Origin of the sequence: Sorangium sp. So ce834 (genome assembly GCF_051521425.1) — a bacterium.
Classification (GTDB): domain Bacteria; phylum Myxococcota_A; class Polyangia; order Polyangiales; family Polyangiaceae; genus Sorangium; species Sorangium cellulosum_D.
In genome coordinates, this window is record NZ_CP150351.1 from 4,168,775 (window position 1) to 4,191,412 (window position 22,638).

The following is a 22,638-nucleotide window of genomic DNA, read 5'->3' on the forward strand; positions in this document are numbered from 1 at the left end:
GCCATCATCAGAACGCCCCCTGCCACACCACGCCCCGCGCCGTCGGGGTCACGAGCGGCACGAGCGACCCCGCCGCCCGCTCGTCGCCCGTCCTGGGCCGCAGGAGGATGCCGCCGAGCGCCGCGCCGACGCCGGCGAGGCCGATCGCGCCGAGCGTCACCGACAGCCCGAGGCTCCGGTTCCAGCGCGCCCGGAGCGCCTCCATGCTCTCGAGGTCGTACGCGCGCCGATCGCACACGGACCCGGGGCAGTCCTGCTCGACCCGATCGCGCGCGGCCGCGTGGTCGACCGCGAACGCCACGCTCCCCGCGAGCGCCGCGAGCCCCACGCCGCCCGCCGCCCACGCCCACAGCGGCACGGGCGCGCGAGCCTCCGCGGGCGCGCTCTCGGGCGGCGTGTGGCCCGCGCCGCCGGCCGTGGCCGCGGGCCCGCGCCCCGGGACGAGGGCGACGCGGACCTCCACCGGCGCGCGCTCCGCCTCCTTGAGCGCGACCTCGCGCCGCTCGGTCTGGAAGCCGGGCGCCGTCACCACCACCTCGTGGCGACCGGGGTTGAGCTTGCGGGGGTACGGGAGCGCCGCGCGGGGGATCGGCTGGCCGTCGACCCGCGCCTCGATCTCGTCCAGCGATGCGCCCTCGACGCGCAGCACGAGCGACGGGATGCGCGCGTCGAGCTGCTCGACGAGCGCCGCGGCCGCCGCCCGCGCCTGCGTGAACGCCGCAGGCTCGTCTTTCCCGAGCGGCAGGTGGACGACCTCGTACGCCGTCTCCCGGGCCTCGAGCAGGTGGCCGAGCGCCTCGTCCGCGCGCGCCAGATCGAGCCCCGTCGTGGGGGCGCGGACGAGCGCGTGGGCGGCCTGGAAATCCGCGCGGGCGGCCGTCACGTCCCCCGCGTCGCGCTTCTTGCGCCCCTCGATGAGGAGCGTCCGCGCGGTCTGTCGATCGGCCGCCGAGGGCTCGGCCCGAGCCGGGAGCGCCACGGCGACCGCGAGGACGGCCAAGGCGATGCCCGCGGCGCGGGGGGCACGAGGGCGCAGGAAGTTCATCTCATCACCAAGCCGCCGGGAAACCTCCCGGACCACCCGGTCATGATCGCACGCGGCTCGCGCGGGGGTCAACTGCGCCCTCACGCGGCGCGTCGCGCGCGAGCGCTCATGGCGCTCACGCGGCGATGGCATGCTCGATCCGCCGTGGAGCGCTCGATCCGCCGTGGAGCGCGCATGGCGCTCATGGCATCTCGCGCGCTCGCGGCGCTCGCCGATCAGGTGGCCGGGCGACTCTGGGGCAGGTTCACGGCCGACACCGGGACGGCGACGACCTCGGGCGCGCCCTTCGGCGTCACCGATTCTCCGGCGCCGGCGGGCGCCTCGCTCGGCGCGGCCGGCGCGAGATCGGCCGTCGCCGGCCCCCGGAGGACGCGGCCCATGGCGTCGTACCGGGCGCCGTGACAGCGGCAGTCCCAGCTGCGCTCCGCCGGGTTCCACGCCACGATGCCGCCGAGATGGGAGCACATGGCCGACATCTCGTGGATCTGCCCCTGCGGATCGCGGTAGACGGCGAGCTTCTTGAGACCCCTGCGCACGACCGCGCCGCTGCCCGGCGCGATCTGCGCCACGTCGCCGACATCGCCCTTGCCGAGCCACGAGGCGTACTGGCAGGCGACATTGACGTTCTCCTTCACGTACTCCGAGACGGCGGCCGCGCTCAGGTTGACGCGCGCGGGCTCGAAGAGCGACGCCATCCGGTTCTCCCGGCCATGCACCAGATCCGAGATCAGGAGCCCGGCGATGGTCCCGTGCGTCATGCCGTTGCCGCAGTCGCCCGTGGAGATCAGGATCCTCGAGCCCCGCTTGACGCGGCCGATGTAGGCGAGCCCGTCGACCGTCTCCATCACCTCGCCGGACCAGCGGTGCAGCACCTCGCCGGCCTCCGCGAAGCGCTCTCTCGCCCACGCCTCGAGGCGCGCGTACCGCTGGTCTGCGTCGCTGGCCTGGCCCGTCTTGTGGTCCTCTCCGCCCACGATGAGCACCTGGTCCGGGCCGTCCGCGCCGTCGACGTTCGCCACGCGGACGTAATGGAACGGATCGGCCGTGTCCCAGTAGAGGCCCGGCGCGACAGCGTCCCGGGGCACGCGCAGGCCGATGGCGTAGGTCCGGTATCCGGCCTGCTTCATGTGCACGCTGATGCGCGGGATGAACGGGGAGTTCGTGGCGAGCACGGCCTCGCTCGCGACCACCTGGAGGCCCCGCGCGGTCTTGACGACGACCTGGTGCGGCGCCGCGTCCTCGTCGACGTCGACCACGTGCGCCAGCGTGTAGAGCTTGCCGCCGTCGCGCTCGATCGCCCGCGATAGCCCCGCGAGGTACCTGCGAATGTGAAATTGCGCCTGGTCGGGGAAACAGACCGCGGGGCCCGTGTCGAAATCGACGAGCGGCGCCCGGTCGACGTAATGGACCGAGCCCAGCCCGGCGCGGTGCGCGGCCTGGATCTCGTCGCGGAGCGTCATCGGGGGCGACCCCGGGGCCGCGAAGAGATAGCCGTGGACGCGCCGGAAGTCGCAGTCGATCTCCTCTTCCTTGACGATGCGCTCGATCGTGTCGATGGCCGCCGTGTGGCTGCGCGCGGCGAGGCGCAGGTGGCTCACGTTGTGGAGCTTCGCGAGCGAGGCCCAGCGCCGGTCGAGCGCGTGGGTGATGTGCGCGGTGGTGAAGCCCGACTCGCCCCCGCCGACCGCGCCGTTGTCGAGGACGATGACGCGCTTGCCCGCCTTGGCGAGGAGATACGCCGTCGTCAGCCCGGCGATCCCGGCGCCCACCACGCACACGTCCGCCGTGTGATCGGTCGCGAGGGGGGCCATGGGAGGAAGGACGGCGTGGGTCCAGACGGTGTTCTTATCGTAGGCTCGCTCCGTCATAAACGCTCCTCGTGTGGACGCCGAGGGCTGCATCCCGGCGCTCGGTCTCGGTCATCCGTCGTCAATCGATCGTCTCGCCCGCCTCGCGCGAGGCGCGGTGTCGCCCTGCCCCCGGGGGCCTGGTGAAGAAGGGCGCCCGGGCGCGTCATGTGTCGCGCCTCGACAGGGTTACGAGCAGCCCGTAATGGTCGGAGAAGCCGCTCTTCACCTTCTTCTTCTTGCCCGCCTCGATCGTGAGGCTCGATCGCATGATCTGGGCCCCGTGCGCGTCGCCCTCGAAGCCGCGGAGCAGCACGTGATCGATGAGCAGCCCGCGGGTGCCCTTCCCCCCGTCGAGGGGGTTGTCGAAGCAATACGTGCACTTCGCGTCCTCCTGGGACGCGTAGGGGTTGACGAAGCCGCGCGCGAGCAGCCGGTCGTAATGGGCGGGCAGGCGCGCCGAGATCGAGGGCGCCTTGGCGGGGCCGGTGTTGAGATCGCCGAGGAGCGCGATCGCGCCGCGGCCGCCCGTCTTGCGATCGATGTAATCGAGGAGCGCGTCGATCTGCGCGGACTGGTCCTTTTGCCACGACGTGTTGCGGGGGTGCGGGACGCCCTCCAGGCTCGCCGTGAGGTGGGTGCAGAAGACGTGGAGCTCGCCGAGGGAAGGGGGCGAGATCCGGGCATAGAGCACGGCGCGCCGATCGATCGCGGACGGGAGCACCAGCGCGTCGCGCTCGAGGATCTCGGCGTTCGTCAGGATGGCGGTGCCGGAGGCCCCGGCGTAGGCCTCCACGGCCGTCGCGCCGCCGGCGCGCGCGGGGGGACGCGCGCCGGCGGCGCTGTTCGGGCGCGCGCGAAGGCACGCTCGAGCAAGCTCGTCAGGGCCCTGCCGCGGGGTCGCGGAGAGGCAGTTGAAGCAGTCGGGCGACAGGCTGGTGAGCCTCGCCGAGCAGCTCTGGAGGAGGCACGGGAGCAAGGCGTGCTGGGTCAGGCCGGCGCAGCTCTTCGCGGCGCACGCGACGAGCGGGTCGGTCTCCTGCTGCGTGCAGCCGCCGTCCTCGTGGCCCGCGGGCAGCCGGAAGGTATTCGGCAAGGCGCTGGACGTGGCGGAGACGAGCTGCTGCCAGTGCTCCTCGAGCCAGAACTCCTGCACGCAGAGCAGGTCCACGGGCTGCTCGGCGAGCGCGCGGATGAGCGGCTCCGCCCGCTCGTCGACGTATTTGAGCACGCCCATCGCGAGCCCGCCGTTGTAGGTGGCCACGCGAAACGGCGATGCCTGCTTCGGCCCGGCGCTGCCGCGCGCCGCGTCGTCCGGCGCGCCCGCCTGCGGCGCGGCGGCCGGCAGTGCGACGCCGCCCTCGGGCGCGCCGGCGCTCTCCCGCGCGCGGCTCTTGTCGCCGCTGCACGCGGAGAGCGCGAGCGCACCGAGGATCGTCGCGCTCCGAAGCCAAGCCGTCCGCATCAGGCTGCTGGACGATGCAGATCGCGTACCGCGGCCGCCCGCCGCCCCGCACGGCACGCTTCGGCCGAGGACGCGACGCCTTCGCGCGTGCGCGCGGTGAGGCATTCCGCCACAATGGGACAAAGCTGCACCGGGCGGGGCACGCGCGCGTCGAGCGCCGGCGCGCATCGCTGTGGGGAGCGACGCGCGGGGCGCGCGCGCGTCGAGCGCCGGCGCGCGTCGCTGTGAGGGAACGACGCGCGGGCGCGCTCGTGAGGGGCGCGCTGTGGATTCGGGATGTGCCGTGGAGGCGGAACCGGGGGTAGCAGGTTGTCGCCCCGGATTTCGCCGAGACAGCTGTTGATTCGAACGGCGGGCACGCGTACTCCAGCTTCACGACACAGCGGATAGGACGTTGGACACCCCACAGCGATGGGTACCAGACCATCCTTGGCTCCACCGAACGCCCCGCGGCGAGGGTTCTTCGTCGAGACATGGAGGAATGATGAGAGAGCGCTTCGTGACGAGAGTGGCCCAGATTGCTCTGCTGACGAGCATGGGGCTCCCCCTGGGCTGCGACGGCTGCGACTCGGAGCCTGGCGACGGCACCACCGCTTCATCGAGCGGCGGCGGCGAAGGCGGTGTCGGCGGGCAAGGCGGCATCGGCGGGGACGGCGGCGCGGGCGGAAGCGGCGGCGACGGTGGCGCCGGCGGGCAAGGCGGCTTCGGGGGCGAGGGCGGCGCGGGCGGGCAAGGCGGCGCGGGCGGCTTTGGCGGATCCGGCGGCGCCGGCGGGCAAGGCGGCTTCGGGGGCGAGGGCGGCGCGGGCGGGCAAGGCGGCGCGGGCGGCGCCGGCGGGCAAGGCGGCGCGGGCGGCTTTGGCGGATTCGGCGGCGCCGGCGGGCAAGGCGGCTTCGGGGGCGAGGGCGGCGCGGGCGGCATCGGCGGGCCGGGCGGCGTCGGCGGCTTCGGCGGCGCGGGCGGCAGCGGCGAAGGCGGCAGCGGCGGCGGCGAACCTCCCGAGTTCCTCGGAGACGCGCTCTGGGGCGCCAGCGCCGGCGAGGAGAGGGGCGAGCGCGTCGAGGCGATCGCGGCGGATCAGGACGAGAACGTCGTCCTGATCGGCGGCTTCCAGACCGCGATCAACTTCGGCGGCGACGCCGACCGCCTCGTGAGCGCGGGCCAACACGACATCTTCGTGGTGAAGCTCGACCCGGCCGGAGGCCACGTCTGGAGCAAGCGCTTCGGCGACGCGTCCGATCAGTACGCGATCGCCGTGGCCACGGATTCGAGCGGCAACATCGTTATCGCCGGCGAGTTCGAGGGGACCCTCAACTTCGGCGCGGACCCGAGCACGGCGCTCGTGAGCGCCGGCGAGCGGGACATCTTCGTCGCCAAGCTCGACCCCGACGGCAACCACCTCTTCAGCGAGCGCTTCGGCGACGCGCTCGACCAGTACGCTTCGGCCGTGGCCGTCACCGCGGAGGACGACATCGTGGTCCTCGGCGTCGCCGACGGCGCCATCAACTTCAGCGAGGATCCCGGGGCCGAGCTCACGGGCACCGGCAGCGACAGCGCCGTCGTCGCGAAGCTCGACGCCGCCGGCGGCCACCTCTGGAGCAAGCGGTTCGGGTCCCTCGAGAGCTGGCAGCGCCTCGCCAGCCTCGCGGCCAGCGGCTCGGCCCTCTACGTGGCCGGCGCGTTCGGCGGCAGGCTCGCGATCGACGACCGGCTCCTGGAGAGCGCCGTCAGCGGCGTGACGTCGGGCGCTGGCGGCGCCGGGGGCGGCGGCGAGCCCATCTACAGCATCGACGGGCTCGTCGCCCGGTTCGATCTGGCGTCGGGCAGCCTGGTCTGGGCGCGCCCGCTGGGCGCCGCCGGCGAGCAGTACGCGAAGTACGTCAGCGTCGGCGTCGACGGCCACCCCGTGGTCCTCGGCAATCACCGGGCGCCGTTCCAGGTCGGCTCCATCGACGTCGAGCACACCGAGGCGTCGGGATACGACCTCTACGTCGCCCGGCTCGACGCCGATGCGGGGGAGCCGCTCGCCGCGCGCGCGTTCGTGTCCGACGGCGACGAGTTCGTCTGGGGCTTCTCGCAGGATCCCTGGGGCAACCACGTGCTGAGCGGCTACTTCACGCGCTCGCTCTCCCTCGGCGGAGAGCCCGTCTCGGTCGGCGCGCCCTCGTCGGGCGACGCGTTCGTCGCGAAGCTCAGCCCGGATTTCTCCGAGGAGCTCTGGTCCGATGTGTACCGGGATCAGTTCTTCTCGTACGCCACCGCGCAGGCGGTCACCGGCGGCGGAAACACGGCGGTGGCCGGCCTCTTCTTCGGCGAGCGCCTCGAGCTCGGCGGAGGCCTCCCCGCCCTCGAGCACAGCGCGCCCGCGCGCGATCGCAACAACGGCGACGTCTTCCTCGTCACCCTGTCGCCCTGACGTCCCCGAACGGACGCGCGGGGCTTCGTCGAGCTCCGCGGCGCCCGGGCGGTGCGCGCGAGCAGCTGGCGCGTCCAGCTGCCGCGCGTACCCGCTCGCCGGCGGCCGCCGGCAGCAGCGCCGATCAGTGGGCCTCGTGGCTCTGCTGGCCGGCGTTGACGTGCTGCTCGTGGCCGCCGCCCTGCTCGCGCTCGCCCTCGGCCTGCGCGGCGCTGGCGCCGCTCGAGCCGTCGCCGCGCGCCTCGCCGCCCTTGCGGCCGATCTGGGCCATGTGCCCGCGGTTCTGGCTCACGGCCGCGCCGCCCTTGCGGCCGATCGCGGCCATGTGCTCGCGGTTCCGGCTCACGGCCGCGCCGCCCTTGCGGCCCGCGGCGCGGGCCTCCTCGGAGCTGAACTCGTGGGCTGTGCCCTTCTCGTGCGCGGCCTTGCCACCCATGCTCGCGATCGCGCGCTGCTGCTTCTGGTCCATGGCCGCGAAACCACGACTGCTGCTCTGCCCCTGTTGCTGTGCCATGATAGGTCTCCTTGGTGTCTGGCGCATCGCTCGGCGCCGGCGCGGGACAACGCAGGTGCGGCACCCCGTCCGATCTTCGCTGAACGATGTCGGCAGGAGGGGTGACTGCAACGTGGATGCCATGGAGAAGAACCCACGGAAACTGGGCCTCTCCAGCGCGAATCCAGCGAGAGCTCCCCGGGATCGCGGCGCGAGCTCGCGGTGGTCCCGGGCGCGTCTTGACCAGGGCGAACGACAACGGTGCGCGCCCGGCGCAAACGCGTCGCGACGCAGATCGCGGGCTTCTGAGCCGCTCAGCTCGCGACGCGCGCTGCTCAGCCTGGCCGATCCAGGCTTTCAGCAGGGGATCCGCCTCGCGGCAGACTGCCCCACCGGCCGTGGGCGCGCGGGCCATCACGCCTCGTCCGCGGCCGCGCGCCGCCGAGATCCGCGGCGAGCGGACGCGCCCGAGCTCACGAGCTCAGCGCGTTTCGTCTGGCCTTCAGCGCTCGCCGTCGCGCTGACGAGCACGGCCAGGCGCTCACGTCGGCGCCGCGCGGCCGGCGGTGCGCCGCCGTTCGCCCGGAGAGATCGCAGAAGAAGACGAGAAGGTGGGAAGGCGGGAAAATCATCTGCGTCGCATCACCGCGGCTTACCTGCCGTCACGCGCTACCGCGCGACACCGTACCGCGCCGCCGTCACGGCGCCGCGGCGCCGTGAGGACCGCCGGCGCCGCGGCCAGCGCGTTGACCTTGACGAGCGTGAGCTGCCGCGCGTCCTGATCGCGACGGGCACGCCGCTCAAGGCCGATCGCCAGGCCGAGGCGCACGCCGCTCGGCGCACGCCGCTCGGGGAGGCGCGCAGCGCGACACGCACGCCGCGGAGCGACGCTGGCCCGGGCGCGCCGTCGGCAGGTTGACATTGCGCTGCTCGCGATCGTCATCACCGCATCACCGGCCTCCGACAGGCGCGGTGGGTACGGCAAGCGCGCAGATCCTGCGGAGCCGCAGTCGCGCAGATTCTGCGCGCTCCGGAGCTCGGCAGTGCGCAACAGAAAGCGAAAGCGCACGGTGGGACGCGTAGGAGCTGCGCCGCTGCGTCGCCGCGTTCGCACGCGCGAAGCGGCGCCCTGCGCGTGCGAATGCGCGCGCGGCCCGCGGCGCGGCGGCGGCTGCGCCCGGAGCGCGTCGCTCCGGCGCGCGGCGCGGCGCCCGCGGCTGTCGCGCAACGCGGAGCAGCCCGTCAAAAACTCGACGTCCGCGTGGCCTCCGAGTTGCTCCCCGGGTGCGCGCTCGTCACGGATGTCACGGCGACGCCACACGTGATACAGAGCGACCTGACGCAACGGACGCAACCGACGTAGGCGACCCACGCGCGCATCACGCCATCCCTGGAACATTCCCGTATGCAAGAGAGGCTGACAACGGACTGTGATAAAGTCGCCGGCTCCCGCGGCCTGGTCGACATCGAGCGCTCCGGCGCGCTCCTGAAGGACGCGCTGCGCGGCTTTGTCGCCGTGTTCGCCCTCCAGGACGCGATCCTCATCGGCTACCTCGTCGTGACGACGATCTGCCTGCTCGGCGCGCCGCCGACCGAGGTGCAAGCGCAGTGCGTGCACCGCAATCTGGCCGCCATCGCCGCGCTCGTGTCCCTCTGCGTGTTCGTGCGCCGCGCGACGTTCGTGCCTCGCCTGCTGCGGAGCGTGGTTTACCGGCTCGCGCTCGTCGGCACCTTCCTCCTCAACTACCTCTCGCTCCGGACCATCCTGCCGACGGTCCGGAGCGACAGCCTCGACGCGGAGCTCCTCCATCTCGACCACCTCCTCTTCCGGTTCGAGCCGGCGCTCTGGATGGAGCGCTTCAACACGCGCCCCGTCGTCGAGTGGTTCTCCTTCTTCTACTTCAGCTACTTCTTCATCTGCTTCACCTCGATGGTGCTGGCGGTCTGGGTGGCCCGCCCCGGCCGCGGCACGACCGAGTACGCGGTCGGCACGTCGATCGTCTACTGCGTTGGCCAGCTCGGCTACATGGCGGTCCCCGCGTACGGCCCGATCCAGGCGCTGAAGCACCTCTATCAGGGGCCGCTCGACGGCGGCTTCTTCTGGGGGTGCGTGAGCAGCATCGTGCAGGCCGGCGGCGCCATGAAGGACGTCTTTCCCTCCCTGCACACGGCCGCGCCGCTCTGGTTCGCCCTCTACACGTTCCACCGCGCGCGCACGGACCGGCGCCTCTTCTGGCTGGCCGTGGTGGCCGCGTTCTTCTCCTTCAACATCATCATCTCCACCATGCTCCTCCGCTGGCACTACGCGGTCGACGTGGTCGCCGGCGTCGCGCTGGCCACGGGGGCGGCGTGGCTCACGCCGCGGCTCGTCCGCTGGGAGGAGGGCCTCCGCGCCCGCCTGGACCAGCCGCAGCCGTGGAGCTTCCGGTAGCGGCGGCGCCTCCGGCGGCGGCGCCTCCGCCGCCCGCCTGAGCCGCCCGCGCGCCGCGCCTCACGTGACCGGGACCGCGCTCTGCGCCGGGGCCGCCTGGGCCCTCGGCGCGCCCCGGCGCTCCTCGGCGGCCCCGTCGGGCAGGAAGCCGTCCGACTGCTTGCTCCAGAGCCGCTTGTAGGCCCCGTTCCGCGCCAGCAGCTCGGCGTGGGTGCCGTCCTCGATGATCCGGCCGTCCTCGAACACGAGGATGCGATCGAGGTGGACGATGGTCGAGAGGCGATGCGCCACGACGAGCACCGTCTTGCCCTTCATGACCCCGTCGAGCGTGTCCTGGATGGCCTTCTCGGTGATCGAGTCGAGGCTCGACGTCGCCTCGTCGAGGATGAGAATCGGCGCGTCCTTCAGGATGACCCGCGCGATGGCGATGCGCTGGCGCTGGCCGCCCGAGAGCTTGACGCCGCGCTCGCCGACCATGGAGCGATACTGGTCCTTCATCTGCGCGATGAACTCGTGCGCGCGCGCCTTGCGCGCCGCCTCGACGACCTCCTCGTCGGTCGCGGTGAGGCGCCCGTAGCGGATGTTGTCGAGGAGCGTCCGGTGGAAGAGGCTCGGGTCCTGCGGGATCAGGCTGAGCTGCGCGTGCAGCGCGTCCTGCGTCATGTCGCGGATGTCCACGCCGTCGATCAGGATCTGACCGGAGTCGATGTCGTAGAGGCGCAAGATGATGTTGACGAAGGTCGATTTGCCGGAGCCGGAGAAGCCGACGAGCCCGACCCGCTGGCCGCGCGGGATCGTCACGCTGAGCCCCTCGAAGATCGGGTGATCCGGCGTGTAGCCGAAGGTGACGTTCCGGAGCTCGATCCGGCCGCGCTCGATCCGCGGCGCGACGGCCCCGGGCTGGTCGACGAGCTCGTGGGAGCGGACGATGGTGTTCACCCCGTTCGCGACGTTGCCGACGAACTCGAAGAACTCGAGGAAGCGGCGGCTCAGGTTGCGCGCCTCGTTGATGATGAGGAGCGACAGGCTGGTCGCCATCACGAACTCGGCGACGCCGATGGCGCCGCGCTGCCAGAGCGAGAGCGCGTAGTAGAGCGTCCCCACCTTGAGCAGCGCGGCCGACGCGAACTGGAACCAGCGCACGCGCTCGGAGTACCAGTTCGACCGGCGCACCGCCCGGAGCTCCCTGACGAGCTGCTCGTCGAGGTACTCGCGCTCGAAGCCGAGCCGGGCGAAGAGCCGCGCGCTCGTGAGGTTCGTGACCGAGTCGACGAGCTTGCCCGTCGTCTCGCTCCGCGCGGCCGCGGCCCGCACCGCGTGCGGCTGGCAGCGGGTCGCGAGCCAGTAGGAGATGCCGACGAACAGCACCGCCCACGCCGAGACGAACGCCGCGAGCTCCGGGTGAGCGCGGTAGAGCAGGCCGATCGAGACGGAGAAGACGATGGCGATCGGCCAGAAGTCGAACAGGATGGCCCACAGCGTCTGCGAGACGCCCATCGACGTCTCGCTGATGCGGTGGGCGAGCGCCCCGGCGAAGTTGTTGCTGAAGTACCGGTGGGAGTGGTGCTGGAGGTAGGCGTAGAGGTTGCGGGTCACGTTCTGGCGCTGCCACGGCCCGACGAGGATCTGGCAGAGGCCCGCGACGCGGCTGAACAGGAACTCGCCGGCGATGAGCGCGACGAACAGCGTCAGCGGGCTGCGCAGCTGGCCGCTCATCGCGGCCCGATCGCCGTCCGGCGCCTGCGTCACGCCCTTGATCACCTGCCCGATGGCATAAGGGATCATGATCCCGAACGAGGCGTGGGCCGACTCGAACACGAACATCGCCAGATACCAGGCGCGGTAACGGCGGATGAAGTGGAGGATGAACCGAAAGGGCGTGTCCGGGAGCGCCGGAGCGCCGGGCGCGCGCTGCAGAGAGGTCTTGGATTCCACCGCATTGTCCTGGGCGCCTCGTGCGCCCTCATGGGCCGACGGTCTGCTCTCCCGGCGGCGCTCGCCCCGCAGGGGAGGGCGCCGGCGCGGGGAGCGTCACGCTGTGTTCACTGCCCGGCCGTCACGGCGCGGAACCGGAACGTGGGGTCGCGATCCGTACCGCCGGGCCGCGCGGCGCGCCACCCGAGGTGATGCGCGTAGCTCCCGAGGCGGCCGTCCTGCGCGAGCCGCTCCTCGGCGACGGGATCGCGGCCCTCGGCGAGCGGGCTCACGTAGAGCGCGTCGGTCGGGCAGTAGAGCTCGCACATGAAGCAGGTCTGGCAGTCTTCCTGGCGCGCGATGACGGGCGCCTCGCCCGGCCGCGCCTCGAAGACGTTCGTGGGGCAGACCTTGACGCAGAGGTTGCAATCGATGCAGCGGGCGTCGCTCAAGAGCTCGATCATGCGAGGTCTCCTCGGTCAGCAGGGGCGGGCGGACCGGACCCATGCGGGGGCCGGCGAGGCTCGACCCAGATGGACGAGAGCCCGCCGGTCGCGAGGCAATGGGCCTGGTCCGGGTCGGTGTGCGGCAGGTCGGTGCGCTGGTGCAGCCCCCGGGACTCGGCGCGCGCGAGGGCGCTCCCGTAGCAGAACCGCGCGGTGGCCAGCAGCGCGGCGGCCTCGCGCGCCCGGACCCGGGCGGCGCCGGCGGCGTGGAGGTGCGCCTCGGCGTCGCGCCACGCGCCCTCGAGCCGCTCGACCGAGGCCGCCAGCCGATCGCCGCGGCGGAAGAGGTTCTTGTCGAGCGGCAGCACCTCCTGCTGGACGACGTCGATGATCTCCCTGGCGTCGAGCCCGCCCGCTGTCCCGCTGGGCCGGAGGCCGACGGTCCCGGCGGGGCGCACGGCCCTCGCGGCGGCGCGGTCGCCGAGGCGCTGCGCGAAGCGCGCCGCGCCGCGGCCCGCCCAGGTGCCGCTCGAGATGGCCCAGGCCGCGTTGGGGCTCCCGCCGCCGCTCGAAGCGCCGACGATGAGCTCGCGCGAGGCCGCGTCGCCCGCGGCGTAGAGCCCCGGGACGCCCGTCGCGCACGCGTCGTCGACGATGCGGATGCCGCCGCTGCCGCGCACCGTGCCCTCCGAGCGGAGGGTGACGGGGAACCGCTGCTTGAACGGGTCGATCCCGAGCCGGTCGTGGGGCAAGAAGCAGTTCGGCTGTCCGTCGCGCAGCCAGCGCTGGATCTCGGGGCCGGCGCGGTCGAGCACCGCGTACACCGGCCCGTGGCGGAGCGCCCTGGCCAGCGCGAGCATGCGATTGCCCCGGCTGTCGATGACCTCGCCCGACTCGGTGGTGAAGGTCGCCCAGAAATAGGGGAGCCCCTTGGTGACCGAGGCGTAGGCAGGGCTGATCCCGTATTGCGCCGAGAACTCCATCCCGGAGAGCTCGGCGCCCACCTCGGCGGCCATCAGGGTGCCGTCTCCCGTGTTGACGTCGCAGCCGAGCGCCTTGCTCAGGAACGCGCAGCCGCCGCTCGCGAGGACCACGGCCCCGGCGCGGATGCGCCACGCCGCGTCCTGCTGGCGGGCGTGGCCGGCCGCGCCGGCGACCGCGCCGTCGCTGACGAGGAGCTCGAGGGCAGGGGCGTGGTCGAGGATGCGGACGCCCGCGCGCCGGAGCTGGCGGCGCAGGAAGTACATGTAATCGGGGCCCCGCAGGTTGGCGCGGTATTGAAGGCCGCTGTCGTCCAGCGGAAAGGGATAGCCCCACGCGGCGAGGAGGTTGATCTGCTCCCAGGTCGCGTCGAGGACGCGCGCCATCCAGTCGCGGTGCGCGAGCCCGCCGCTCCGCGCGAACCTCGCCTCGATGGCGCGCTCGCGCGCGTCGCCCTCGGGCGTCACGTACCAGGCGCCGGTGTTCGCGGGGGCCGTGGCGCCGGAGGTGCCGCAATATCCCTTGTCGACGAGCGCCACGCTGCGCGCGCCGCTCGCGACGGCCCCGAGCGCGGCCCACGCGCCGGCGGGGCCGCCGCCGATCACCAGGACGTCGGCGACGTCGTCGATCTCGGAGGCGCGAGGTGGGGACGGCGTCGCAGGGGTGCTCATCGGGGATCCGCCGCGGCGGGCCCAAGCATCGATCGGGCCAGCCCTGTGGCCGGCGTGGACGTGCGGTGGGGGGCGCCGCTGCTGCCTCAGCAGCAGCCGGGTGGTGATCGGCTGCTGCGTCGCGCGCAGGACAGGAGCGGCGAGCGGGGTGGCAGGCCGGGAGCACCCGGGCGGCGGGTGCCCCGGCGCAGCATCGAGGGGTCGAGGGGCCCGCGCTTCAGGGGACGAGCTGGGCGAGGAAGATATCGCCCGATCCGAAATACCCCGTGGCCGTGTCGGTCAGGGTGGTGCCGCCGAAGTTCAGCGTGCGGTAGAAGTCGCCCGTGATCGTCACCTTCCCGGAGCTGTCCACAGCGATGCCTTTGCCGAGCTGGTTGGATTCGCTGCCATAACTGGCGCTCCAGATGTGGGTGCCGTCGTCCTCGAACTGGGCGACGGCGACATCGGTGGCTCCTGCGCTGGTCAGCGTCGTGCCGCCGAAGTTGATGCTGTTCCTGAAGTACCCGATGATGCTGACGTTTCCTGCGCTGTCGACCGCCACGCCCGTGCCCCTCTCCTGGTTGTCGAAGCCCGTGTCGCCGAACTGCTGGCTCCACAGATCGGTGCCGGCGGCGCTGAACTGCACCAGGAACATATCGCCCTCATCGTCACCCGGGTGGGTGAGCGTCGCCGTGTTGCTCCCGAAGTCGATGTCGCCGTCGAACCAGCCGATGACGTCGACGTTTCCGGAGTTGTCGATCACGATATCGGTGCCCTCTGCACTATTGTCGTCGCCGAATCCCTTGCTCCAGAGGTGATCGCCGTCGGACTCGAACTTCGCCACGAACGCGTCATAGCCGGTCTCCCAGTAGGGTGAGGCCCATGCGCTGTTGCTTAGCAGCGGGGTACCGCCGAAATCCGCGTAGCCGCCGAATCGCCCGGTGATGGCGAAGCTGTCGTCGTCGGGATCCACCGCGATGCCAGAGGGTACCACGATGCCGTCAGAGACGAAGAAATCGGCGAAGATCGGGCTTCCATCACTGCCGTCGAGCTTCGTCACATAGCCGTCGACAGCGCCTGTGGAATTGGTGTCGGTCCCGAACTCGATGTAACCGGTCGTGGCGCCGGTGACGAGCACGTCTCCCGCAGAGTCGACGGCGATGCCTCTGCCATTAGCGGAATCCCATGAGTCGGGACCGCTGAAGACCTTGCTCCAGACGTGTGCCCCGCTGCTGTCGAGCTTCACGACGGCCACGCCTTGGCCGTCGCCGACATAGATGGATCCTCCGCCGAGGTCGACGGAGGCCGCCCGTGTGTAGCCGGCGAGGTAGACGTTGCCGCCGCTGTCTGCCGCGAGCTTGCCGAAGTAGACGTCCTCGAACTTCTTGCTCCAGACGTGATCGCCGTCCTCGTCGAACTTCGCGAGATAAATGGCCCCGTTCGTCGCGCTCAGGGCGGGCGCTCCGCCTGCGCCGTCGAAATCGACGGTGCTGCCGTATCCGAGGTACCCGAGCGTGATGACGTTATCGGATCCATCCACGACGACGTCGTGCGCCTGCTCCCACTCCGTGTCGCCGAACGACTTGCTCCAGCCGTGGGTCAGCGGTTGCTTCGCCGTCGCGACGCTCTCCAGGGGACCGGGCTCATCGTCACCCGAGGACATGCCGCTACAAGCCGTGGTCGCGGGCGCTACGCACACGAGGCTGACCATGAACAGTCGCTTCATTCGATTCATGACAATCAAGCTCCTCCTTCACTGCGATCGTGGGTTGTCCGACAGCGACGCGACCGAGCCGTGATGCGCGCTTCGCGAGGCACGGCTCGGCGGCGGACGCGACGAGCGCGCGCGGCGCGTTCATGGGATCCGCCGTCTGCCGATCCGGTGCTCTCCTCGGCACCTGGCAAGCGGAAGGCGGATCTCGCGCACGACGGCGCGGCACGATCTGCAAGGCAGGCCGGTCTCTGCGGCGCTTAACTACGAAGAATCGTGAATGTTTGTATTAGAGAACACGAAGTAGGTCGTGTCAACCGTTTCGTCGAGCGCGGCAAGAATCCGACAGCCAGGCCGTCGCCCGCGCCTCCCGCTACTCAGCCTGCTCCGGGCTTACCAGGACGGCGGCTGACAGCAGGCCGCTCAGGCCGTCGCTGTTCGTGGAGCGAGCCATGATCGAGCACGCAGACTGAACCGTCGGCGGCTGCCAGTCGTACATGTGATAGTAAGAGAGACCGGTGTACGTGATGGCGCCACCGCAGCTGTCGTTGACCTCGACGGGCCCAGGAGACGAATTGCCCCACTCGACGCGCAAGAGCAGCTCGACGCGACCGGGCGCCGTGATGGGCTCTTGGCAGGTGCCGTCCGCGAAGTACGAGTTGACGGAGCAGGAAGTATCAGGCCACTGCAACGTAAGGCGCATCACTGGCCTGGCGATGAATCGGCCGTCGATGATCACGGCGCCCTGGGCCTGGCTCTCCTCGAAGATCATGATCGAGAACGTCTCGCTCGCGGAGAGCTCGCCGTCCGTCACGCTCACGCTCACCTCACAGGTGCCGGCGGCGGGCTTGGTGAAGTCGGTCACGAACGCCGTGGGTGCCGAGAACACCCCATCGGCGCAGTCGCTGGTCCACTCGACGGCGAGCGCGTCGTCATCCAGATCGACGGCCGAGATGGAGAGCTGCGCCGGCTGGTTCACCACGGTCGAGAGCGGGTAGGTCAGGCTCAGCACGATCGGGCTGTGCTCGATGTCGTGTGACTCCGCGAGATCGAGGATCCGGAGGATGGCTTGCGTCGCTGCGCCGCCCTGGATCTCGACCGAGACCGGAGCGCTGGAGCCGACGAGCTGGTCTCCGACGAAGGCGTTGCCCACGATCTGGTGCGAGCCTTCGGGCAAGAGCAGGGTGCCGCTGAAGTTGCCGTCGGCATCGCGCGCGAGCTCGGCCTCGGGGCCGCTCAGAACGGTGACGGTGACCCGCGTGATGTCGCCCGCGGTCGTGGGCGCTGCCTGGACGCTCAGGCGCGCGATCCCCAGGCGGGAGCCGTCGGCTCCTCCCGCGTCGAGGGGGTCGCCGTGCTGCGCGCAGCCGCTGACCGGCAGCAGCGCGGCGCAGAGGACCAGACCCATCGCCGACAGAACGCTCGTCCTCGTCTTGCCGATTGTCATATCAACATTACCTCCAGAAGAATTGATGAGACGCCAGCACGCCTAGAGCTCGCTGCTGAGGCGGGTGGTCGAGTTAGATGCGCCTCTGGGCTCGAACATTCACACGCCTTCTCCGCCCGACGCCCGCGGCTCCGCGGGCTCGCAGGAACGAACAGCCCGGCGCCGCGGACCGGACCTCGGCTTCAGCTTCCCGGCCGCCGCGCCCATCGCACACCGCCGTCCCCGGTCCCCGGGCGCCACCAGCAGCGCCCTCTTGGGCGGCAAGGCGCAGGATGCTCGTCGAACGAGACCTGCGGAGCAGACCCCCTCAGCGTCGCTCTCGCTCCGGTTCGCTGAGCCTGCCGTATCGTCTCATCACCTCGCGCAGCCGGTCGAGCGGTATGGCGTGGGCGACGTGGTCGTCCTGCCCGAACGTCGTGGTCGCCGTGGTCAGCGCGTTGACGATGGCCTCTTCCACCGCCTCCTCGGCCGCCTGGAATAACGGGTTGAGGCGCCCGTCGTCCACCTCGCGGAGCGTCCGGGTCAGCTCCCTCGGCTCGGCCTCGATCCGGTTCCCCGTCGCGAAGGCCAGGAACAGGTCGCCGCTCCCGTCGCGGGAGATCGTGCCCGTGCGCCCCACCGCGAGCGAGATGCGGCGCGCGACGCGCCCGAGCTGCCGCGCGGAAAGGGGCGCGTCGGTCGCGACCACGGCGAGCAGCGAGCCCTCGCCGTGGTAGTCCGGCACGGGCAGGAGGTCGCGGATCTCCTGGCCGACCGGCACGCCGTCGATCCGCAGCTCGCCCCGCGCCCCGAAGTTGGCCTGCACGATGGCGCCGACGATGAACCCGCCCGCGGACGCCGGCACGACGCGCGAGGCCGTGCCGATACCGCACTTGAAATCGTAGCAGATCATGCCCGTGCCCCCGCCGACCGACCCCTCCTGGACAGGCCCGTCCGCGGCCTGCTCGGCCGCCGTGAGCACGTCCTCTGCCGACACGTGCAGCCCCCGGATGTCGTTCAGCGCGCTGTCGTCGCACTCGCCGACGATCGGCGCCACCGTGGGCTCGTCCACGCCGATGGCCGGGTATCGCCGGAGCATGTACTGGACCGCCCCGTCGAAGGCGCGGCCCACGGCGAGCGTGTTGGTGAAGACGATGGGCGACTCGAGGACGCCGAACTCGTTGACGTAGTGCAGCCCGGTCATCTCCCCATTGCCGTTCAGGATGAAGCTCGCGGCAGGGAGCTTGTGGTGCCAGAAGTCGTCCGACGTCGGCAGGATGACCGTCACGCCGGTCCGCACCGGCCCCTTGCCCGGGTCGAGCCGGCCAGCGCCCCGACGGTGGGTGACGTGCCCGACCCGCACCCCGGGGACGTCGGTGATGGCGTTCAGCCTGCCCGTCGGCAGGCGGCCGATGACGACGCCGAGCTCGCGGGCGCGGCGGCGCGCGCCGTCGGCCGGCGGCGCCGCCGCCGGCTGCGCGGAGTGCGCGGCGGGAGGGGAAGGGGAAGGCGTGGAGGGCTGGGACCGGGGCCCGGCGCACGACAGCAGGCCGGGCGAGGAGACGAGCGCGGCGGCGAGCGCCGCGCCGGCGGCGAGGCGGAGGGGACGGGGCATCGGGCGAGGATAGAGGATAGTCGATGGCCGCGCGCGAAGGCTCGCTCGCCCGGCCCAAGGCGATCCGACCTTGCGCGGTCGTCGATCTCCACTAAGCGCCTCACGATGAGCTGTTCCCTGCGTGGAGCGGAGCCGCAGGCGGGATGAGCGACGGGATGAAACAGCGGTGCAGCGAGGAACGAGCGGAAGGGCGCGACTTCATCGAACGCCTGGAAGACCTCACGATCGTGAGACCCGTAGATGACTCCGAGGAACGCCTCCTCCAGGACACCGAGCTCCTGAAGCAGGAGCTCGCGCGCGCCAGCCCAGGGCGCGAGTCCGGGCTGATGCGGCTCCTCGCGGCGCGGGTCGCGATGAACTGCGCCTTCCAGTTCTGGGGCCTGCTCGACGCCCGCGGCACGAACTGGGAGTCGAACTACGCCTCGGTCCGCGGCGCCGGCGTGGAGCTCGGGCAGGTGCACGGAGCGCCGTTCTGGGACTGCCGCTGGTGGCAGGGCGCGCCCGAGGCCCAGGAGCGGCTGAAGGACGCGGTGCGGCACGCGGCGCGCGGCGAGTTCGTCCGGTACGACGTGGAGATCCTCGGGGGCAACCGGGGCGAGGAGATCATCACGATCGACTTCAACCTCAAGCCCGTCAAGGACCGGCACGGCAACGTCGTCTTCATGATCGCCGAGGGGCGCGATGTCACCGAGCAGCGGCGGCTCGAGCGGGAGGTCGCGCGGCACAGGGACGAGCTCGCGACGCTCGACCGCCTCAAGACGGAGTTCGTGGCCAACGTGAGCCACGAGTTCCGCACCCCGCTCACCCTCATCCTCGGGCGCGTCGAGGACGCGCTGGCCCACCCGGGGGCCTCGCTCTCGGGCGATGGCCTCGCCGCGGTGCACCGCAGCACCCTGCGGCTCCTCCGGCTCGTCAACACGCTGCTCGACTTCTCCCGCATCGAGGCGGGGCGCCTCCAGCGGACGTTCGAGCCGACCGACCTCGCGCGGCTCACCGCGGAGCTCGCGAGCTCCTTTCGCTCGCTGGTCGAGGGCGCGGGCCTGTCGCTCGTCGTGGACTGCCCGCCGCTGCCGGAGCCCGTCCACGTCGACCGGGCGCAGTGGGAGAAGATCGTGTCGAACCTCATGTCGAACGCCTTCAAGTTCACGTTCGAAGGGGAGATCGCCGTCTCGCTGCACCCTTACCCGGACCACGTCGAGCTGTGCGTGCGCGACACCGGCACCGGGATCCCGGCGGACGAGCTCCCGCGCATCTTCGAGCGGTTCCACCGCGTCCACGGCGCGCGCTGCCGGAGCATCGAGGGCACCGGCATCGGGCTCGCCCTCGTCCAGGAGCTCGTCAAGGTCCACGGGGGGGCCGTGCGCGTCTCGAGCGAGCTGGGCCGGGGGAGCGCGTTCACCGTGTCGATCCCGAGGGGCCACGCGCACCTGCCCGCCGAGCGCGTCGCCGCGGCCGCCGTGGAGGCCGCGCCCTCGCGGGCGGGCACGAGCCTCCACGTGATCGAGGCGTCGCAGTGGTCTCCGCAGGCGCGCAACGGCGCGGCGCCCGGAGGCCCGGAGGCTCGCGCCGGGGCGGCGCCGGAGGCTCGCGCCGGGGCGGCGCCGGAGGCTCGCGCCGGGGCGGCGCCGGAGGCTCGCGCCGGGGCGGCGCCGGGGGAACGCGCCGGGGCGGCGTCGGGGGAGCGCGATGGAAGCGTCCTCGTCGCCGACGACAACGCGGACATGCGCGACTACCTCGTCCACCTCCTTTCGCCGAGGTGGAGCGTGGAGGCGGCCTCCGACGGGCGGGCGGCCCTGGAGGCGGCGCTCGCGCGCCCGCCGGACCTCGTGGTGAGCGACGTGATGATGCCCAGGCTCGACGGCGTCTCCCTCCTCCGCGAGCTCCGGGCGGATCCGAGGACGAGCATGGTCCCCGTGATGCTCGTGTCCGCGCGCGCGGGCGAGGATGCGGTCGTCGAGGGCCTCGACACGGGGGCGGACGACTACCTCGTGAAGCCGTTCTCGGCGCGCGAGCTCCTCGCCCGCGTCCGGACGCAGATCGAGATGGCGCGGATGCGGCGGAGGGCGGCCGAGGCCGCGGAGCGGGAGCGCGCGCTGGAGCTGCCCCGCTTCCTCGACGCGGCGAGCGTGGTGCTCGCCGATTCGCTGGACTACCCGACGACCCTCGCCCGGGTCGCGCAGCTCGCGGTGCCCGTCCTCGCCGACTTCTGCCTCGTCGACCTGCTCGACGAGGAGGAGGGCACGTTCCGGCGGGTGGGCGTGGCCTGCTCGGACCCCTCGCAGGCCGCCCTGGCCGAGGAGGCGAAGCGCTTCACGCTCAGGCTCGACGGCAACCGCGAGCACCCGCCGACGAAGGTGCTCATCCAGCGGGAGTCGCTCCTCGTCGAGCACCTCACGGAGGAGCACATGCGCGCCATCGCGCACGACGAGGAGCACCTCCGGGTGATCCGGGCCATCGGGGGGCGCTCGTACATGTGCGTCCCGCTGGCGCGGCGGGGTCGGCTCTTCGGGACGCTCACCTTCATCGCCGCGCAGTCCGGGCGCCGGTACAGCCGGGAGGACCTCGCGGCCGCGGAGGAGCTCGCGCGCCGCTGCGCGCTCGCCGTGGACAACGCGCGCCTGTACAAGGACGCCCAGAGCGCGATCGCCCTGCGCGACGAGTTCCTCTCGATCGCCTCCCACGAGCTGAAGACGCCGCTCACCCCGCTGTCGCTGCAGATCCAGATCCTGACGCGCCGCGCGCCGGAGCTCTGCCCCGACAAGGAGCGCCTCACGTGGCTCACGGACCGGCTCGGGCTCGTCCGCCGGCAGGGCGAGCGGCTGAGGCGGCTCGTCGACAACCTGCTCGACATCTCCCGCATCTCCGCGGGGCGCCTCGCCCTCGAGCTGGAGCCCGTGCGGCTGTCGGAGATCGCCCGGCAGGTGGTGGCCCGCTTCCACGAGGGCGGGGAGATCGCGGAGTCCGGCTCCCGGGTGACCGTGAGCGCGGGCGACGACGGCGCCGGCAACTGGGATCGGCTGCGGCTCGATCAGGTCGTCGACAACCTCGTCTCGAACGCGCTCAAGTACGGTCAGGGAAAACCCATCGAGATCGCCGTCGACTCGGCGGGATCGAGCGCCACGCTCACGATCGCGGACCACGGTATCGGGATCGCGCCGGAGCACCTCGGCCGGATCTTCGGGCGGTTCGAGCGGGCCGTGTCGGCGCGGCACTATGGCGGTCTGGGCATGGGGCTCTACATCTCGAGGCAGCTGGTCGAGGCGCTGGACGGCTCGATCGAGGTGAGCTCGGTCCTGGGCGAGGGCTCCACCTTCAAGGTCACGCTGCCGCTGGCCGGCCCCGCCGCCGCTCTGCCGGGGGGCGGGCCGGGCTCCGGGCGCGCCTGAGGCGATCGGCGCGAGCGGGCCGCGGGCCCGCGCCTGGCCGGAGCGCCACAGGACCCTGCTGCCTCGGGAAGAGGGCGAGTGCGCATGACGATGAGCCGTCCCAACAAGTGCATCCTGATCGTCGATGACGACGCCGCGATCCGCCAGACATTGAGCGAGCTCCTGGAAGAGGAGGGGTATCTGGTCGCGTCGGTCGCGAACGGGCGCGAGGCCCTCGACTACCTGCGGGACGATCCGTCGTCCATCTCGCTGGTCCTGCTCGACCTGATGATGCCGGTCATGGATGGGTTCCAGTTCCGGGCCGAGCAGAAGCGCGACCCGATGCTCGCCTCCATGCCGATCGTGGTGATGACCGCGCGCGGCGGGACGGACCGCGCCGGCATCGACGCGGACGCGGTGATCAGCAAGCCGTTCGACGTGCTCAAGCTGATGGACACCATCGAGCGGAGCTGCCGGAGGGAGTGAGCCGCGTGCGGCAGCTATCGAGTTTGCCGAGGTGCGGCGCGGGCGGGGGCCTCACGGCGGGATCCCTACGACCGCGAGCTCGGCTGTCGTGAACAGCAGCGGCAAATAGGCAGGAGGCCTCGTCGCCACGGCGCCTGTCGCGAGCTCATCCGCCCGCATCACACTCCGTGAGCGTTCCACCCTTCAGTCCGCCATGGAGAGCAAGTTCTCCACGCGGTGAATCGGAATGGCACACGTTTTCGACGTGCTAAGATCAACTCTTCTGTACAAGGACGTCGCTGGCGGATCTGCTGGACTGTTGTGTGAATGCTCACCGTGGTGCGCTGATGGCAGGTGGCCAATGGCAG

General features: G+C 71.9%; 14 protein-coding genes. 4 read left to right on the plus strand and 10 right to left on the minus strand.

Annotated elements, in window-relative coordinates:
- Positions 1-7 precede the first annotated feature (7 nt).
- From WMF20_RS15215 to WMF20_RS15225, 3 genes are all read right to left on the minus strand, one after another.
- Complete coding sequence (locus WMF20_RS15215) at positions 8-1,045, minus strand: hypothetical protein (RefSeq protein ID WP_437614289.1); 1,038 nt, start codon at positions 1,043-1,045, stop codon at positions 8-10.
- A 215-nt stretch (positions 1,046-1,260) separates the two neighbouring features.
- Positions 1,261-2,913: an FAD-dependent oxidoreductase gene (locus WMF20_RS15220; protein ID WP_437614291.1), complete on the minus strand. Its 1,653-nt coding sequence runs from the start codon at positions 2,911-2,913 to the stop codon at positions 1,261-1,263.
- A gap of 145 nt (positions 2,914-3,058) precedes the next feature.
- The gene (locus tag WMF20_RS15225; RefSeq protein ID WP_437614293.1) at positions 3,059-4,357 is read right to left on the minus strand and encodes an endonuclease/exonuclease/phosphatase family protein; all 1,299 of its coding nucleotides are present in this window, start codon (positions 4,355-4,357) and stop codon (positions 3,059-3,061) included.
- Positions 4,358-4,865: 508 nt separating this feature from the next.
- On the opposite strand from WMF20_RS15225, the gene WMF20_RS15230 reads away from it, so the two are divergent.
- Positions 4,866-6,773 carry a PE-PGRS family protein gene (locus tag WMF20_RS15230; protein ID WP_437614295.1) on the plus strand — a complete coding sequence of 636 codons (1,908 nt, stop codon included), beginning with the start codon at positions 4,866-4,868 and terminating at the stop codon, positions 6,771-6,773.
- Positions 6,774-6,897: 124 nt separating this feature from the next.
- Here the strand turns inward: WMF20_RS15230 and WMF20_RS15235 are convergent, their stop codons facing one another.
- Positions 6,898-7,287 carry a KGG domain-containing protein gene (locus WMF20_RS15235; protein ID WP_437614297.1) on the minus strand — a complete coding sequence of 130 codons (390 nt, stop codon included), beginning with the start codon at positions 7,285-7,287 and terminating at the stop codon, positions 6,898-6,900.
- A 1,384-nt stretch (positions 7,288-8,671) separates the two neighbouring features.
- Here WMF20_RS15235 and WMF20_RS15240 point away from each other — a divergent pair.
- Positions 8,672-9,697, plus strand: coding sequence for a phosphatase PAP2 family protein (locus WMF20_RS15240; protein ID WP_437614299.1), 1,026 nt, complete (start codon positions 8,672-8,674; stop codon positions 9,695-9,697).
- Positions 9,698-9,757: 60 nt separating this feature from the next.
- On the opposite strand, the gene WMF20_RS15245 is transcribed toward WMF20_RS15240, so the two are convergent.
- The 6 genes from WMF20_RS15245 to WMF20_RS15270 form a co-directional block, all read right to left on the minus strand.
- Positions 9,758-11,521, minus strand: a complete 1,764-nt coding sequence (locus tag WMF20_RS15245) for an ABC transporter ATP-binding protein (protein WP_437617127.1) — start codon at positions 11,519-11,521, stop codon at positions 9,758-9,760.
- A gap of 218 nt (positions 11,522-11,739) precedes the next feature.
- Complete coding sequence (locus tag WMF20_RS15250; RefSeq protein ID WP_129575035.1) at positions 11,740-12,075, minus strand: 4Fe-4S dicluster domain-containing protein; 336 nt, start codon at positions 12,073-12,075, stop codon at positions 11,740-11,742.
- Positions 12,072-13,709: an FAD-binding protein gene (locus WMF20_RS15255; RefSeq protein ID WP_437614301.1), complete on the minus strand. Its 1,638-nt coding sequence runs from the start codon at positions 13,707-13,709 to the stop codon at positions 12,072-12,074. Before WMF20_RS15255 ends, WMF20_RS15250 begins: the two co-directional genes overlap by 4 nt.
- Before the next feature lie 217 nt (positions 13,710-13,926).
- Complete coding sequence (locus WMF20_RS15260; RefSeq protein WP_437614303.1) at positions 13,927-15,423, minus strand: SBBP repeat-containing protein; 1,497 nt, start codon at positions 15,421-15,423, stop codon at positions 13,927-13,929.
- Positions 15,424-15,772: 349 nt separating this feature from the next.
- Complete coding sequence (locus WMF20_RS15265) at positions 15,773-16,846, minus strand: hypothetical protein (protein WP_437614305.1); 1,074 nt, start codon at positions 16,844-16,846, stop codon at positions 15,773-15,775.
- Between the two features lie 307 nt (positions 16,847-17,153).
- The gene (locus tag WMF20_RS15270; RefSeq protein ID WP_437614307.1) at positions 17,154-18,440 is read right to left on the minus strand and encodes a P1 family peptidase; all 1,287 of its coding nucleotides are present in this window, start codon (positions 18,438-18,440) and stop codon (positions 17,154-17,156) included.
- Positions 18,441-18,667: 227 nt separating this feature from the next.
- Here WMF20_RS15270 and WMF20_RS15275 point away from each other — a divergent pair, with 227 nt between their 5' ends.
- The gene (locus WMF20_RS15275; RefSeq protein WP_437614309.1) at positions 18,668-21,826 is read left to right on the plus strand and encodes an ATP-binding protein; all 3,159 of its coding nucleotides are present in this window, start codon (positions 18,668-18,670) and stop codon (positions 21,824-21,826) included.
- Positions 21,827-21,910: 84 nt separating this feature from the next.
- Positions 21,911-22,291, plus strand: a complete 381-nt coding sequence (locus WMF20_RS15280; protein WP_129575048.1) for a response regulator — start codon at positions 21,911-21,913, stop codon at positions 22,289-22,291.
- Positions 22,292-22,638: the final 347 nt, after the last annotated feature.